Annotated in this window: 12 protein-coding genes, 2 tRNA genes, 1 other RNA gene and 1 pseudogene; 10 read left to right on the forward strand and 6 right to left on the reverse strand. The window is 61.2% G+C overall.

Annotation, left to right across the window (positions count from 1 at the left end; genetic code table 11):
• Nucleotides 1-12: 12 nt before the first annotated feature.
• The gene (locus BMF35_RS08730) at nucleotides 13-3,066 is read left to right on the forward strand and encodes a TonB-dependent receptor plug domain-containing protein (RefSeq protein WP_082115578.1); all 3,054 of its coding nucleotides are present in this window, start codon (nucleotides 13-15) and stop codon (nucleotides 3,064-3,066) included.
• A 76-nt stretch (nucleotides 3,067-3,142) separates the two neighbouring features.
• Here the strand turns inward: BMF35_RS08730 and BMF35_RS08735 are convergent.
• A tRNA-Pro gene (locus tag BMF35_RS08735) sits at nucleotides 3,143-3,219 on the reverse strand.
• Nucleotides 3,220-3,376: 157 nt separating this feature from the next.
• Between BMF35_RS08735 and BMF35_RS08740 the strand changes: the two genes are divergently transcribed.
• The 9 genes and pseudogenes from BMF35_RS08740 (at nucleotide 3,377) to BMF35_RS08780 (ending at nucleotide 11,745) form a co-directional block, all read left to right on the forward strand.
• Nucleotides 3,377-4,372, forward strand: a complete 996-nt coding sequence (locus BMF35_RS08740; protein ID WP_047006462.1) for an SDR family NAD(P)-dependent oxidoreductase — start codon at nucleotides 3,377-3,379, stop codon at nucleotides 4,370-4,372.
• A gap of 259 nt (nucleotides 4,373-4,631) precedes the next feature.
• Complete coding sequence (thyA, locus tag BMF35_RS08745) at nucleotides 4,632-5,594, forward strand: thymidylate synthase (protein ID WP_082115579.1); 963 nt, start codon at nucleotides 4,632-4,634, stop codon at nucleotides 5,592-5,594.
• Nucleotides 5,595-5,625: 31 nt separating this feature from the next.
• Nucleotides 5,626-5,817 (forward strand): annotated as a pseudogene (locus tag BMF35_RS08750) (thymidylate synthase); the annotation flags it as partial.
• A gap of 96 nt (nucleotides 5,818-5,913) precedes the next feature.
• Nucleotides 5,914-7,218 (forward strand): 3-methyl-2-oxobutanoate dehydrogenase (2-methylpropanoyl-transferring) subunit alpha, encoded by a 1,305-nt coding sequence (locus BMF35_RS08755; RefSeq protein WP_047005612.1) that lies wholly within the window; start codon nucleotides 5,914-5,916, stop codon nucleotides 7,216-7,218.
• Nucleotides 7,215-8,279, forward strand: coding sequence for an alpha-ketoacid dehydrogenase subunit beta (locus BMF35_RS08760; RefSeq protein WP_236781503.1), 1,065 nt, complete (start codon nucleotides 7,215-7,217; stop codon nucleotides 8,277-8,279). Before BMF35_RS08755 ends, BMF35_RS08760 begins: the two co-directional genes overlap by 4 nt.
• Nucleotides 8,280-8,553: 274 nt before the next feature.
• A complete protein-coding gene (locus BMF35_RS08765) occupies nucleotides 8,554-9,897 on the forward strand; it encodes a dihydrolipoamide acetyltransferase family protein (protein WP_047005613.1) in 1,344 nt (447 codons plus the stop codon).
• Between the two features lie 95 nt (nucleotides 9,898-9,992).
• A tRNA-Asp gene (locus BMF35_RS08770) sits at nucleotides 9,993-10,069 on the forward strand.
• A gap of 84 nt (nucleotides 10,070-10,153) precedes the next feature.
• Nucleotides 10,154-11,296 (forward strand): iron-containing alcohol dehydrogenase, encoded by a 1,143-nt coding sequence (locus BMF35_RS08775; protein WP_047005614.1) that lies wholly within the window; start codon nucleotides 10,154-10,156, stop codon nucleotides 11,294-11,296.
• Nucleotides 11,293-11,745: an acyl-CoA thioesterase gene (locus BMF35_RS08780; RefSeq protein WP_047005615.1), complete on the forward strand. Its 453-nt coding sequence runs from the start codon at nucleotides 11,293-11,295 to the stop codon at nucleotides 11,743-11,745. The genes BMF35_RS08775 and BMF35_RS08780 overlap by 4 nt, the downstream gene beginning before the upstream one ends.
• A gap of 99 nt (nucleotides 11,746-11,844) precedes the next feature.
• Here BMF35_RS08780 and BMF35_RS08785 read toward each other — a convergent pair whose 3' ends face one another.
• The 5 genes from BMF35_RS08785 to BMF35_RS13630 form a co-directional block, all read right to left on the reverse strand.
• Nucleotides 11,845-12,075 carry a DUF2842 domain-containing protein gene (locus BMF35_RS08785; RefSeq protein WP_047005616.1) on the reverse strand — a complete coding sequence of 77 codons (231 nt, stop codon included), beginning with the start codon at nucleotides 12,073-12,075 and terminating at the stop codon, nucleotides 11,845-11,847.
• Nucleotides 12,068-12,661, reverse strand: a complete 594-nt coding sequence (locus BMF35_RS08790; RefSeq protein ID WP_047005617.1) for a 5-formyltetrahydrofolate cyclo-ligase — start codon at nucleotides 12,659-12,661, stop codon at nucleotides 12,068-12,070. Before BMF35_RS08790 ends, BMF35_RS08785 begins: the two co-directional genes overlap by 8 nt.
• Before the next feature lie 150 nt (nucleotides 12,662-12,811).
• Nucleotides 12,812-12,982: non-coding RNA, 6S RNA (gene ssrS / locus BMF35_RS13990), on the reverse strand.
• 19 nt (nucleotides 12,983-13,001) lie between these two features.
• Nucleotides 13,002-13,316, reverse strand: coding sequence for a cell division protein ZapA (locus tag BMF35_RS08795; RefSeq protein ID WP_047005618.1), 315 nt, complete (start codon nucleotides 13,314-13,316; stop codon nucleotides 13,002-13,004).
• Nucleotides 13,313-13,591, reverse strand: a complete 279-nt coding sequence (locus BMF35_RS13630) for a hypothetical protein (RefSeq protein WP_236781504.1) — start codon at nucleotides 13,589-13,591, stop codon at nucleotides 13,313-13,315. The genes BMF35_RS08795 and BMF35_RS13630 overlap by 4 nt, the downstream gene beginning before the upstream one ends.
• Between the last annotated feature and the right edge of the window lie 89 nt (nucleotides 13,592-13,680).

The raw sequence follows: 13,680 nt of genomic DNA on the forward strand, positions 1-13,680 counted from the left end.
AGGGAGTGAAACATGAAACTATCGTATTCCGCCACCGCCAGTATGGCGGCGCTTGGCGTCGCGCTATGCATGTCGGGTCAGGCAGCGGCGCAGGATGTGCAGGTGGCCGGTCAGAACGAAGGCGCGCAGGCACAGGAGGCGGGTGAAGACATCGTCGTTACCGGCAGCCGTATCCGCCGCAGTATCGAAGACAGCGCCGTACCCATCCAGGTGCTGGGCGCGCAAGAGATCGAGGAATCGGGCACCACCGATCTGGCGGAAGCGCTGCTGCAGCTGCCCGGCGTATCTGAATCGATCTCGCCGCAAAGTTCGAACAATCTGATCCAGGCCAGCGGGCTTTCGACCATCAGCCTGCGCCGGCTGGGCGATGACCGCACGCTCGTCCTCATCAATGGCAAGCGCGCCGTCTCGAACTCGGGCAATTCGGACCGTGTGAGCCTGTCCACATTACCGGCGGGTTTCGTGGAACGGACCGAAGTGCTGACGGGCGGCATGTCTGCCGTGTACGGGTCCGATGCCATCGCCGGCGTCGCGAACTTCATCCTCGAAGACGATTTGACCGGCATTTCTCTGGACGGGCGCTATTCCTTCCCCGAAGCGAGTGGCGGCGAAGAGTTTCGCGTCAATGCGCTGGCGGGCACCGAATTTCTCGGCGGACGTGGCTATGCGCTCGTCGGTATCGAATACCGCACGGAGAACGAGGTGTTCGCCGATCGGACCAGGCCGCTGACGATAGCCGCCCTAGAGTTCGACGACCCGATCCCCTCCACCAGCAGCGACGGCTGGACCGACGAGATCAATTTTCCGGGTTGCTACGGCGTCGATACGGAACGGCACTGCCTGCTGCCCAGCTTTAGCGGTTCGACCCCCGGCGGCGTCTTCGAAGGCGACGCATGGTTTGTCGACGGGCGCTGGTTCAACGATCTTTCGCTGCGTCCCGATAACCGTCCGCCAGGATCGGATTTCTATACCGATTTCGACGGATGGAACTTCCGCCCCGGTCGCACGAACTTGCCCGAGAGAGAAATTTTCAACGCCGCCCTTACTACCTCGTTCGAGCTTTCGGACGCGGCGACGTTCAGCTTTCTCGGTTCCTACTCCGATGTCGATACGATCTATTACACCGGCTATGAAACGCTCAACAGCGGTGACCGGCTCGGCGATGGATCGACCATCGGCAACATTTCTGCGTCCAACCCATTCATCCCGCCTGAGGTGGAAGAGACACGCAGCGGCTCCGTCAGCTTCAACCGCCGCCTGATCGAACTGGGTGAGCAGGCGCGCATCAACGACCGCCGCACCATGCGCTTCATCGCCGATGTCAGTGGGGATCTGAGCGACACGCTGTCCTACGAAGTTTTTGGGACATACGGGCATTTCGAGCAGCAGCAGAGCAATCCCAATGAGTACAACTTCCGCAATGCACGCTTCGCGCTCGACGTGGAGGCCGATGGCAGTGGCGGGTTCCAATGCGCAGATGCCGATGCCCGCGCCGACGGCTGCGTTCCGCTCAACCCTTTCGGCGAGGGGACAATCAGCCAGGCCGCTGCTGATTATATCCGCTATAACGGCTATGGAGAGCAGGTCCGCGAGCAATATACCGCCGGCGGCTTTATCTCGGGCGACTTATTCGAACTGCCCGCCGGTCCGCTGCGCTTCGCCACGGGCGTCGAATGGCGGCGCGAGTTCCAGGAAACCGATGGCGACCCCGACGGCGATCTGTTCGCCGGCGCCAATGGCGTGCGCGATCTGAATGACGGCGCCACCCGCGATACGCCGAACTTCGCGCCCGACGTGGATTTTGACATCACCTCGCTTGCAACCTTTCCAAGTGTGACTGCGAGCTACGAAGTGGTGGAGGCTTATGGCGAGTTGGACATTCCCGTCTTCGATGGTTTCAACATCCAACTGGCTGGCCGCGTGGGCGACTATACTACGGTCGGTACCATCTTCAGCTACAACGCCGGCGCGGTCTGGAAGATCAGCGACGATATCGGGCTTCGTGCGCAATATTCGCGGTCCCAGCGCGCGCCGAACCTGACGGAGATTTTCTCCCCTCCGCGTCCCGATGGGGATGGTCTATCCGATCCGTGCGAAGGCCTGCTTCCGGATGGAACAGGGATTACCGGTATCGTCGGTGACGGGGCAGAGAATGCCGATCTGGGTCTGGTCGCGCGCAACTGCCTGACCGAGCCGGGCATCCAGGCTTTCTTTGCCGACCCCGATAATGCCGGCGATCCTTTCACCGACGATCAGACCGGTACGCAAGGGCCCAATGCCGGCAACCCAAACGTGCAGGAGGAGACGGCAAGCACGATTACCGCCGGTTTCGCCTTCACGCCGACCTTCATCCCGGGCCTGACCGTGGTGGCGGACTATTACCGGATCGAGATCGAGGATGCGATCACCTCCATCTCCACCCAGAATACCGTGTCGCTGTGCTATTCGGCGGAAGACTTTCCCAATAACCGCTTCTGCGATGTTATCACCCGCGACGGGGTGGGGCGCGTGACGGAGGTCATCAACTTCCAGGAGAACCTGGATACGGAGCTTGTGTCCGGCATCGATGCCCAGGTGCTTTACCGTATCGATCCCGAGTTCATCCCCGGCAGGTTCGACCTCGATTTCCGCTACACGCACTACTTCAAACAGGAAGTCTCTTTCGAAGGCATTGGCGGTACGATCATCACCTCGTCTCCGCTGGGTGAGATCGGTGAAAGCGAGGACGAGTTCCGGCTTGCGCTGGGATACACGAATGGCGGCTTCCGCCTGTCATACACGGTTACCTATCTGGGCGGCGGCGTGGACGATATCGCGCAGAACAGCGATCCGCTGGATGAGCGCTATTTCCGGGTCGGCGACCAGGATTTCCACCGCATCTACATGCGCTACGAATTCGGGGAGGACGACCGGTTCCAGATCTATGGCGGCGTTAATAACATCTTCGACGATTTCGGAGCGTTCGTGCCTACCGGGCTGGACAACGGTTCCAGCTACAATCTCTCCAACAGCCTGGCAGATGTACTGGGCCGCGAGTTCTATATCGGCGCACGCGCGCGTTTCTGACGCTTACCGCAACCTATAATAAAGCGCCCCGTCGGTTTATGACCGGCGGGGCGTTCTTTTTAATGTAAGTGAAAATTGGTCGGGGAGAGAGGATTCGAACCTCCGGCCCCTGCCTCCCGAAGACAGTGCTCTACCAGGCTGAGCTACTCCCCGACCGGTGCGTTGCAGGGGCGGACCCCTGCGAGGCAGAGGCGGCCCTATAGGGGCGTCTCCAGGTACTGGCAAGATACAGTTTCGTGCATTGCGCATGGGCTACGGCGCTGGCATGGCGCTGCCCGCGACTTTCCAAAAAGAAGGGTCAGGACGGGTAATGCGAATTCTGGTAACCGGAGCGGCAGGCTTTATCGGTGCGGCAGTGTCGCAGCGCCTGCTGGAACGCGGCGACAGCGTGATCGGGATCGACAATTGCAACGATTATTACGACCCTGCGCTGAAAGAGGCACGGCTGGACCGCGTGCGCGGTGTGGGTGGCGATTTCACGTTCCATAAAATCGATTTCGCCGATATGGCCGCGCTCGAAGCGGCGCTGGATGGCGAGCGGATCGACCGCATCGTGCATCTGGGAGCGCAGGCGGGCGTGCGCTACTCGCTCGAGAACCCGGCGGCCTATGTGCAGTCCAACCTTGTCGGCCATGCCAACATGCTGGAACTGGCGCGCAATCGGAAGGTGGAGCACATGGTCTATGCCAGCTCCTCCAGCGTCTATGGCGGCAATGACAAGGTGCCTTTCAGCGTGGAGGACCGCGCGGACCATCCCGTGAGCCTGTATGCCGCCACCAAGCGCGCCGACGAGATGCTGAGCGAGAGCTACGCCCATCTCTACCGCATCCCGTTGACGGGACTCCGCTTCTTCACCGTATATGGCCCGTGGGGCCGGCCTGACATGGCCGCCTGGCTGTTTACCGAGGCCATCCTGTCGGGCCGCCCGATCACGGTCTTCAACAAGGGCGAGATGTGGCGCGATTTCACCTATATCGACGACATCGTGAGCGGCGTGATTGCCGTGCTGGACAATCCGCCGGCCGACGATGGCGCGGCCAAGCCGGGCGGCTCGACCAAGCCGCATGCGCTCTACAATATCGGCAATAACCGCTCCGAAAAGCTGACGGATTTCATCGCTGTCTTGGAGGACGCTTGCGGGCAAAAGGCGCAGATCGACTGGCAGCCCATGCAGGCAGGCGACGTGCCGCGCACCTATGCCGATATCGACGCGATCAGCCGCGACCTTGGCTATGCACCGACGACGGATATTGCGGACGGTCTGCCACGTTTCGTGGAATGGTACCGAGGGAATCAGGGTGACTAGCGGGGGTGTGTACTACTTTCATATCGGGAAAAGTCTTTCAGCATCGTAACTTTTCAATCATGTTTCGAAGTGGATGTAAGGCTCTGAAAGTAGGTGTTTTTGAGTCTTAGCTTGGCTCTAGGAGCTCGGAGGTTTTCCACAGCCGACGCACAGCCTCCAATCAGTTATCCACCTTCGTTCAAGGCGAATTCTTCTGAGCAATCAATGGTGCGGGACGCGCGTTTTTCGCCACAGAAGTAAATGCTGCGTAACTGCGCGAATGGCGACTCAGCTCGAATTTCCGTTTCGCACCTTAAACGATCCCGGTCATCCGGAGTGGTCCTACTTGCGTCTGATGCGCAAGGTTTGGGAACAGGGTGATAAGCGCGTAGACCGCACATCGGTCGGCACTCGCTCAATCTTTGGAGCGAGCCTACGCTTTGATCTGTCAGCTGATCGTGTACCTTTGCTCACCACCAAGCGCGTTTATTGGAAAACCGCAGCACGAGAGATGCTGTGGTTTTTGTCTGGGGAGACCAACATTCGTCCGCTCGTGCAGCAGGGTGTGAAAATTTGGAATGAGTGGCCGCATGCGAATTACGTCAAAAAGACCGGTGATGCGATTTCTCTTGAACGTTTCATTGAACGAATTGCATCGGACGTAACGTTCGCCGAGCGTTGGGGGGATTTGGGACCAGTCTATGGAAAACAATGGGTAGATTGGTCTACATACAAGATCGATACAGATGGTCGATACACAAAGGGGCCGAGCGTAAATCAAATCTCAAATGTAATAGACAGCCTCAAGCAAGATCCTGCAAGTCGTCGACATATCATTGAGGGTTGGAATGTCGCTGAGATTGACCAGATGGCATTACCGCCATGTCATAAAACCTATCAGTTCCATGTTAATGGTTCGCGTTTGAATTGTCTTCTGTATCAGCGCAGTTGCGACGTTGCTCTCGGTCTCCCTTTCAACCTTTTCGGAGCGGCGCTTCTTTCCCGGATGATTGCTCAACAAGTTGGCCTTACACCTGGAAATCTGGTTTGGATGGGCGGCGACGTCCATCTGTACCTTAATCACCGGAACTTGATTGAAGAGCAACTGTCGCGCGAACCAGCTGGCGAACCAAAGCTAAAGATTGCACAGCGGGCGGAAGACATTTTTAGTTACCGAATAGAAGACTTTGAGGTGACTGATTACGCCCCACAAACGCCTCTAAGAGCGCCAGTCGCGGTCTAACACTCACTTTCCTTTAGCCCACGTCTAGGCGCGCGCGGGCGATGCCCACCTCTACCTCAACCACACAGAGCTGATCGAAGCGCAGCTGAAGCGGGAACCGGCGGGCGTGCCGAAACTTGCTTTTACACGTATCCCGCCGACAATTTTCGATTACCGCATCGAGGATTTCGAGGTGCGCGACTACGAACCGCAGGGCGTGCTTCGCGCGCCCGTGGCGGTGTGATTGGCAGGCCTCCGGCCCTGTGCTAGGGCGCATTGACCGTTACAGCCGTAGCTAATATAATTCCACGCAGATGGAATAATCTTTTGGGAGCCAGTGATGGCCAAAGCCACCGATCGGGCCGCGGGCGACAAGGGGAGCAACCGCCCCAAACTCGCTCTGCATGTGCCGGAGCCGCGCTATCGGCCCGGCGACACCGTCGATTTCTCGCATCTGGGCATTACCGAACCGGGTGCACAGCCGCGCCCCGACGAGACCGCCGAAGCGCGTGAAACCTACCCGCTATGCGATGATTTGATCCGGGTTCTGGGCGATGACGACAAGGCGCACGGGCCATGGGATCCGCGCCTCGATGCCGATACGCTGCGGCGGATGCTGCGCGAAATGGCGCTGGTGCGTGCTTTCGACAACCGCATGTACCGCGCCCAGCGGCAGGGCAAGACCAGCTTCTACATGAAGTGCACGGGCGAAGAGGCGACCAGCGTGTGCGCCACCCATGCACTCGCCGGGGACGACATGATCTTCCCCAGCTATCGCCAGCAGGGCTGCCTGATCGCGCGCGGGTATGAGCTGACCGAAATGGTCAACCAGATCTATTCCAACAAGGGCGACAAGCTGAAGGGCCGCCAGCTGCCCATCATGTATTGCTCCAAGCGCCTGAGCTTCTTCTCCATCTCCGGCAACCTCGCCACACAGCTGCCGCAGGCGACGGGCTTTGCCATGGCGAGCGCCAGCAAGGGCGACAGCCGCATCGCCGCCACGTGGGTGGGCGAGGGGAGCACGGCGGAAGGCGACTTCCATTCCGCGCTGACATTCGCGACCGTCTACAATGCGCCGGTGATCTTCAACGTCATCAATAATCAGTGGGCCATCAGTAGTTTCTCGGGCTTCGCTGGGGCGGAGCGCGCGACTTTCGCCGCACGTGCCATCGGGTATGGCATGGCGGGCCTGCGGGTGGACGGTAACGATCCGCTCGCGGTGTATGCGGCAGAGCGCTGGGCGGCGGACCGTGCGCGCAGCAATGGCGGGCCGACGCTGATCGAGCATTTTACCTACCGCGCCGAAGGGCACTCTACCTCGGACGACCCCAGCCAGTATCGCAGCGCCGAAGAACGCGGCGAATGGACGCTGGGCGATCCGGTGATGCGGTTGAAGGATCATCTCATCGCTTTGGGTGAATGGTCGGAGGAGCAGCAGGAAGCACAGGATGCGGAGCTGGATGACATGGTGAAAGCCGCCATGAAGGAAGGCGAGAAGAACGGCATTCTCGGCCACGGCCTGCACCATCCCTTCGCCACCATGTTCGAGGACGTGTTCGAAGAGCTGCCCTGGCATCTGGAAGAGCAGAGCGAGCAGGCGATACGCGAGCGCGAGATCAAGTTTCCGGAAGGCCTGAAGAAATGAGCGAGGCGATGGAAGCGCAAGACGCCGCTGCCGGCGAAGGCGGCGAAACCAAGCACATGAACATGATCGAGGCGATCAATTCCGCCCTCGATTGCATGCTCGCCAAGGATGACGACGTTATCCTGCTAGGCGAGGATATCGGCTATTTCGGCGGCGTGTTCCGCTGCACCGCTGGCTTGCAGGAGAAATACGGCAAGACCCGCGTTTTCGATACGCCCATTTCCGAATGCGGCATCATCGGCGTGGCAGTGGGCATGGGTGCCTATGGCCTGCGTCCCGTGCCGGAAATCCAGTTTGCCGACTACATCTATCCCGGGCTGGACCAGCTGATCAGCGAGGCGGCGCGCCTGCGCTATCGCTCGGCAGGCGAGTTTATCGCGCCCATGACGGTGCGCAGCCCCTTTGGCGGCGGCATTTTCGGCGGGCAGACCCACTCGCAAAGCCCGGAAGCGATCTTTACCCATGTCGCGGGCCTGAAAACGGTGATCCCGGCAACGCCCTACGATGCGAAGGGGCTGCTCATCAGCTGCATCGAGGATAACGACCCCGTCATCTTCTTCGAGCCCAAGCGTATCTATAACGGCCCCTTCGATGGCTATTACGACCGCCCGGCCAAGAACTGGAAGGGCCGCGAGGATGCGCAGGTGCCGGAGGGGTATTACTCCATCCCGCTCGGCAAGGCGCGCACCGTTACCGAAGGCGACCAGCTGACCATCCTCGCTTACGGCACCATGGTCCATGTGGCCGAGGCGGTGTGCCGCGAAAAGGGCGTGGAGGCCGAGATCCTCGACCTGCGCACGCTCGTGCCGCTCGATATCGAGGCCATCGAGGCGTCGGTGGAGCGCACCGGCCGCTGCCTGATCGTGCATGAGGCGACGCGCACCAGCGGCTTCGGCGCGGAGCTTTCTGCTCTGGTGACCGAACGCTGCTTCTACCATCTCGAAGCGCCGGTGGAGCGTGTGACCGGTTTCGACACGCCCTATCCGCACAGCCTCGAATGGGCATATTTCCCCGGCCCCGTCCGCATCGGCGAGGCCATCGACAAGATCCTGCAGGACTAGAGACCTTGTCGTTGGCAGCTGAAAGCACCTGGATTTGCTCTCGAGACCCACTGGCAAGGAACGTCGCGAAGCGCGGGCAGGTTGTCCCTCGTAAGCGGCGTGACGCTGTCCGGTGGGTCTCGAGAGCGAACCGCGAAGCGGCGGGCCATTTCGGCCCTATATCGGCGTTGCTCGTCAGTCACGATGAGGTCTCATCGCTCCATCCTCGCGCCTTGAAATCGGACCGAACTGGATCCGTCCAGGTGCATTCAGCTGCCAACGACAAGGTCTAATTATGGCAAAGTTCACATTTCCCATGCCCGATATCGGCGAAGGCATCACCGAGGCGGAGATTGTCGCCTGGAACGTCAAGGTCGGGGACCGCATCGAAGAAGACGCCGAATTCGTCGACATGATGACCGACAAGGCGACCGTGCCGATGGAAAGCCCGGTGACCGGCAAGGTGCTGGAGATCGCCGGCGAAGTGGGCGACATGGTCGCCATCGGCAGCCCGCTGATCGTGATCGAGGTGGAGGGCGAAGTGCCCGACGATGTGGCGGAGGAAGCTGCCGCCGCCGAAGATGCCGCGCCTGCGCCGAAGGATTCGGAGGTCGAGACGCGCATCGAGGTGGAGAACCCGGATGCTTCCGATCAAGAGGATGCGGCTGCTACACAGAACACCGACCGGGCTGAGCCTGTCGAAGCCCTGCCTTCTTCTTCAGGCGAAAGTGCAGAAGTAAAAGACAGCCCTTCGACAAGCTCAGGGCAAACGGAAAAGGTGTTGGCCACCCCCGCCGTGCGCAAGCGCGCGAAGGATCTCGGCGTCGATCTGGCCCAGTTGAAACCGCAGGCGGACGGGCGCGTGCGCCATGCCGACCTCGACAGCTTCATCGCCTATTCGGGCGGTTTCTCCGGTGCGGCACCCGCGCGCGGCGACGAGGAAATTAAGGTCATCGGCCTGCGCAAGCGCATTGCCGAGAATATGGCCGCCGCAAAGCGCAACATCCCGCATTTCACCTATGTCGAGGAAACCGATGTCACCGCGCTGGAAGAAGCGCGTGCGCAGCTTAACGCGACGCGTGGCGATCGGCCGAAGCTTACCATGCTGCCGCTGCTGATTACCGCGATCTGCAAGACGCTGCCCGATTTCCCGATGATCAATGCTCGCTACGATGATGAGGCGCGTGTGGTGACCCGCCACGGCGCGGTCCATCTGGGTATGGCAACCATGACCGATGGCGGGCTGATGGTGCCGGTCATCCGCAATGCGCAGGGCATGAACCTGTGGCAGTTGGCGCGCGAGATCACCCGCCTTGCCGAAGCCGCACGCGATGGCAGCGCGAAGTCGGACGAACTCTCCGGCTCCACGCTCACCGTCACCTCGCTCGGGCCGCTGGGCGGCGTGGCCACCACGCCTGTCATCAACCGCCCCGAAGTCGCCATTATCGGCCCGAATCGCATCGTCGAGCGTCCCATGTTCGTCTCCGACGGCAAGGGCGGTGAGACCATCGCCAAGCGCAAGCTGATGAACATCTCGATCAGCTGCGATCACCGCGTGGTCGACGGCTACGATGCCGCCGCTTTCGTGCAGGAACTGAAGAAAAAGATCGAGGCGCCCGCAACCATTCTGGCAGGGTAGAAAAAGAGTTCAAAAAGCCGCGCGCCATGTGTTGACAGCCTTCGGGCGCTCCACTAGATGCGCGGCTCCCAAGAGGCGCTGTGCCGCTTAAATGCGCGGGTGTAGCTCAGTTGGTTAGAGTATCGGCCTGTCACGCCGAGGGTCGCGGGTTCGAGTCCCGTCACTCGCGCCACTTGGGACATTTCCTTCATCGCTAGCAGTTGATCGGTCGCCGCACTCTTGCGCGCCCGCCTGCTCGACTGCATGGCTGCATGCGATGACGAGCTACACTTTCGATTACGGTCCCAAAGTGGTCGGCGGCCTCGGCGCGAGCGATGATCTCGCGCCCCATGTGCCTGAAGGTCCGCTGCTGTTCGTGACCGATGCCAATTTGCGCGCGCTCGGCCTGGTCGAACGTCCGCTTGCCAGCTTGCGCGAACGGCACGACGTCGCCGTGTTCTACGATGTGCAGGAAGACCCGAGCGAGGCGAGCGTGCTGGCAGCGCTCGATCTGGCGCGCGAAGTCGGCGCTGCGGGCGTAGTCGGCTTTGGCGGGGGCAGCCCGATGGATGTCGCCAAGGCCGTCGCCTACCTTCACGGCAGTGGAGACGATATCGCGGACATTTACGGTGTCGGCTTTGCCGAGGGGCGGGGCGTACCGCTGCTGCTGATCCCCACCACCGCAGGCACCGGGTCCGAAGCGACGCCCATTTCCATCCTCACCGTTGGCGAAACGGAGAAGAAGGGCATCGTGAGCCCGGCGCTTTACGCCGACACCGCGCTGCTGGATGCGACGCTTACCACCGGCCTGCCGCGCCATGTAACGGCGGCGACCGGGATCGACGCGATGGTCCACGCCATCGAAGCCTTCACCTCGCGCCATCGCAAGAACCCCATGTCCGACGCGCTGGCGAGAGAGGCGCTGCGGCTGCTCGCCGCCAATATCCGCGCCGTCTGCGACACGCCGGACGATCTTTCGGCGCGCGATGCCATGCTGCGCGGCAGCTATTTGGCGGGCGTCGCTTTCGCCAATGCGCCGGTAGCGGGCGTGCATGCACTGGCCTATCCGCTGGGCGGGCATTTCCATGTGCCGCACGGCCTTTCCAATGCGTTGATGCTGCCGCAAGTGCTGGCGCACAATATGTCCGAAGCGCGCGATCTTTACGCCGAGCTGGCGGTGGAGGTCGATCCGAGGCTTGCCAGCCTTGGCACCCAGGCCCGCGCGCAGGGCCTGGTCGAGGCGCTGCGACAGATCGCTGCCGATATCGGCCTCAGCCCGAAACTGGTCGATGTGGGCGTAAGCGCGCACGATCTCGACCTGCTGGCGGATGAGGCGATGAAGCAGGAGCGGCTACTGGTGAACAATCCGGTTCCCATCACGCGCGCGGATGCGCGCCGTATGTACGAGGCTGCCCTATGAGCGATGAGGCGAGCAAACGCCCCGATCCGCGCGCCCGAAGCGCTTACAAGACATGGCGCACCATCCCCACGCGCTGGGCCGACAACGATGTGTACGGCCACGTCAACAACGTCACCTATTACAGCTGGTTCGACACGGCGGTGAATGCCGAACTGGCCGAGCGCGGCCTGCTGGATATCGAACACGGCGCGATGATCGGATTGGTGGTGGAAACGGGCTGCCGCTATTTCGCCCCGCTCGCATTTCCGCAAACGGTGGAAGCGGGTGTGCGCGTGGCAAAGCTGGGCAATTCGAGTGTGCGCTACGAGATCGGCATTTTCGCGCAAGGGTCGGACGAGCCTGCGGCCGAGGGCCACTTCGTGCATGTCTATGTGGACCGTGGCACGCGGCGGCCCGTGGCATTGCCGGAGGACTGGCGGGCGGGATTGAAAAAGTTGTCGAACCTCTAAAACCGCTCATCCTGAGCCTGTCGAAGGATCGCTTTTTCTTTTGGAAGACGTCTCACAAGTAAGGACGACCCTTCGACAGGCTCAGGGTGAGCGGAATAGTTACCGCTTCGGCGGCTCGCGCCAGCTGCCCGTCTCCATCCAGATAAGGAAGCGCCGTAGCGGCCTGATCCAGATCACGCCCAGCACGATATAGACCAGCGTTTGCCAGAATACCGGCCAGCTGCCGATAATGTCCGATACGAAGACCGCGACCAGCACAGCGTAAATGATAAGCGCCACAAACAGGCCGAGAACGCCGACAGGGATTCTCCAGGTGGGTTCTTCACGCATCGAAATGGTCTCCAAACGGGCCGAGCACGCGGGTGGTTGTGACGATGGCGTGCAGCGGCATGTCGTGGTCCTCCATGGGCAGCTCGTCCACTTCCTGCACATCCCAGCCAAGGCCGATGGCGATGGTTTCGGGATGGGCGGCCAGCCAGCGGTCGTAAAAGCCGCCGCCCTGGCCCAACCGCGCGCCGGTAGCGGTAAAGCCGACCAGCGGAACGAAGATCACGTCCGGCACCATTTCGGGCGCATCGGCAGCAGGCTGCATCAAGCCTTTCCGCCCCTCTTCGAGGTCGCTCTGCGTGAAGGGATCGGTGTGCTCGTGAAAGGTCATGCCGCCGTCCATCGCGGTGATACGGGGCAGGGCAATGCGGTGTCCCGCTTCCTGAAACCAGCGCGCATAACCTGCGGCGGGCGCTTCCCCATCCGCCGCGTGGTAGAGGCCGAGAATGGCGTTTTCCGGCACCATCGCGCGCACCGGGCCGGGCGGTGCGCGAAATACCAGCGCGCTGACCTCCTGCGGCAGGGCAGCAGCATGCTCGCGGCGCAATTGGCGCAGGCGGGTGCGGAGTTCTGTCTTTGTATCACTCACTGGCGACGCCGACTAACCGTTCGTCCTGAGCTTGTCGAAGGGCGAATTGCCTAAATTGACTATTTCATGGTTCGACAAGCTCACCACGAACGGACCTTAGGTCCGAGATACTGCCCTCAAGTAGCGCAAGCGGCAGGGCAAAAAGAAAGTGGCGGAACCACCATGGGCCGTTTTCTTGGAAATCCTCTGACGCCTCAACGTCAGGTGGGCGCCATATGCATCGATGCCACAGCCGAACTGGTGCACCGGGCAGGGACAGCTCCCTTGGATTTGCTTATAGCCTCAGGGATTTTCACTCCAGATCGTACCGGGCAGTACCGCCATGGCCAATCTAGGGTGGCTAGGGCGCACTCTCAAGCTGCGATGCGAGGGTTTCGAGCCGGTCGGCCATTTTCTCGAGCATTTGGGCGTGGGCGTCGTCGTCTTGCGGGCGGGCCCCGGTTCCGCCGCCATTCTTTGCCTCGTGCAACTCGTCTGCCAGCAGGAGCGAGGCGTATAGCAGTGTTCGCTCGGCAGACTGGCCTTGCAGATTGTCCAGCGATTTCAGCTTGCTATCGATGCCGGCTCCCAGCTTTTCAATATGCTGTTCCTCGCCCGCTGCGCAGGCAATGGTGTAGCGGCGACCGGCTATTTCCAGCGTGACATTGCTGCTCATTGCTCCAGCTCCCCGATCAGCAGATCGAGCTGCGCAAGCGCTTCGCCGGCTTCCTTCTGCAGCGCCTCATGGCGGGACTGCAGGTCGGGATCGGCTTTCGCACGCGCGGCGGTAGCTGCCTCGATACGGGCCGAAGCAGCTTCGATGCGGGCCAGGGCCCTTGCGGTGCGATCACCGTCCATATCGTGGGAAATACCCGTATGTCCGGCCTTCGCAAAGGGTTGCGCGGGCAAGCTGTGAATAACTCTGGGGCGGAAATCGGCAGGCTGGTCCATAGGACAGGTGCGCTGCTTGACCTCGCAGGCTAGCACCATCACACAGCGCGCACGCGAATCGCTGCGCGAGAATTCCTGCAGCCCACGAT

This window comes from Aurantiacibacter gangjinensis (assembly GCF_001886695.1).
GTDB classification, from domain to species: Bacteria; Pseudomonadota; Alphaproteobacteria; order Sphingomonadales; family Sphingomonadaceae; genus Alteraurantiacibacter; species Alteraurantiacibacter gangjinensis.

What these genes read in the sequence shown, in the direction of transcription:
- BMF35_RS08730 (WP_082115578.1), top strand. Translation starts at nt 13, where the DNA reads ATGAAACTATCGTATTCCGCCACCGCCAGTATGGCGGCGCTTGGCGTC.
- BMF35_RS08740 (WP_047006462.1), top strand. Translation starts at nt 3,377, where the DNA reads ATGCGAATTCTGGTAACCGGAGCGGCAGGCTTTATCGGTGCGGCAGTG.
- thyA (WP_082115579.1), top strand. Translation starts at nt 4,632, where the DNA reads ATGGCGACTCAGCTCGAATTTCCGTTTCGCACCTTAAACGATCCCGGT.
- BMF35_RS08755 (WP_047005612.1), top strand. Translation starts at nt 5,914, where the DNA reads ATGGCCAAAGCCACCGATCGGGCCGCGGGCGACAAGGGGAGCAACCGC.
- BMF35_RS08760 (WP_236781503.1), top strand. Translation starts at nt 7,215, where the DNA reads ATGAGCGAGGCGATGGAAGCGCAAGACGCCGCTGCCGGCGAAGGCGGC.
- BMF35_RS08765 (WP_047005613.1), top strand. Translation starts at nt 8,554, where the DNA reads ATGGCAAAGTTCACATTTCCCATGCCCGATATCGGCGAAGGCATCACC.
- BMF35_RS08775 (WP_047005614.1), top strand. Translation starts at nt 10,154, where the DNA reads ATGACGAGCTACACTTTCGATTACGGTCCCAAAGTGGTCGGCGGCCTC.
- BMF35_RS08780 (WP_047005615.1), top strand. Translation starts at nt 11,293, where the DNA reads ATGAGCGATGAGGCGAGCAAACGCCCCGATCCGCGCGCCCGAAGCGCT.
- BMF35_RS08785 (WP_047005616.1), bottom strand. Translation starts at nt 12,075, where the DNA reads ATGCGTGAAGAACCCACCTGGAGAATCCCTGTCGGCGTTCTCGGCCTG.
- BMF35_RS08795 (WP_047005618.1), bottom strand. Translation starts at nt 13,316, where the DNA reads ATGAGCAGCAATGTCACGCTGGAAATAGCCGGTCGCCGCTACACCATT.
- BMF35_RS13630 (WP_236781504.1), bottom strand. Translation starts at nt 13,591, where the DNA reads ATGGACCAGCCTGCCGATTTCCGCCCCAGAGTTATTCACAGCTTGCCC.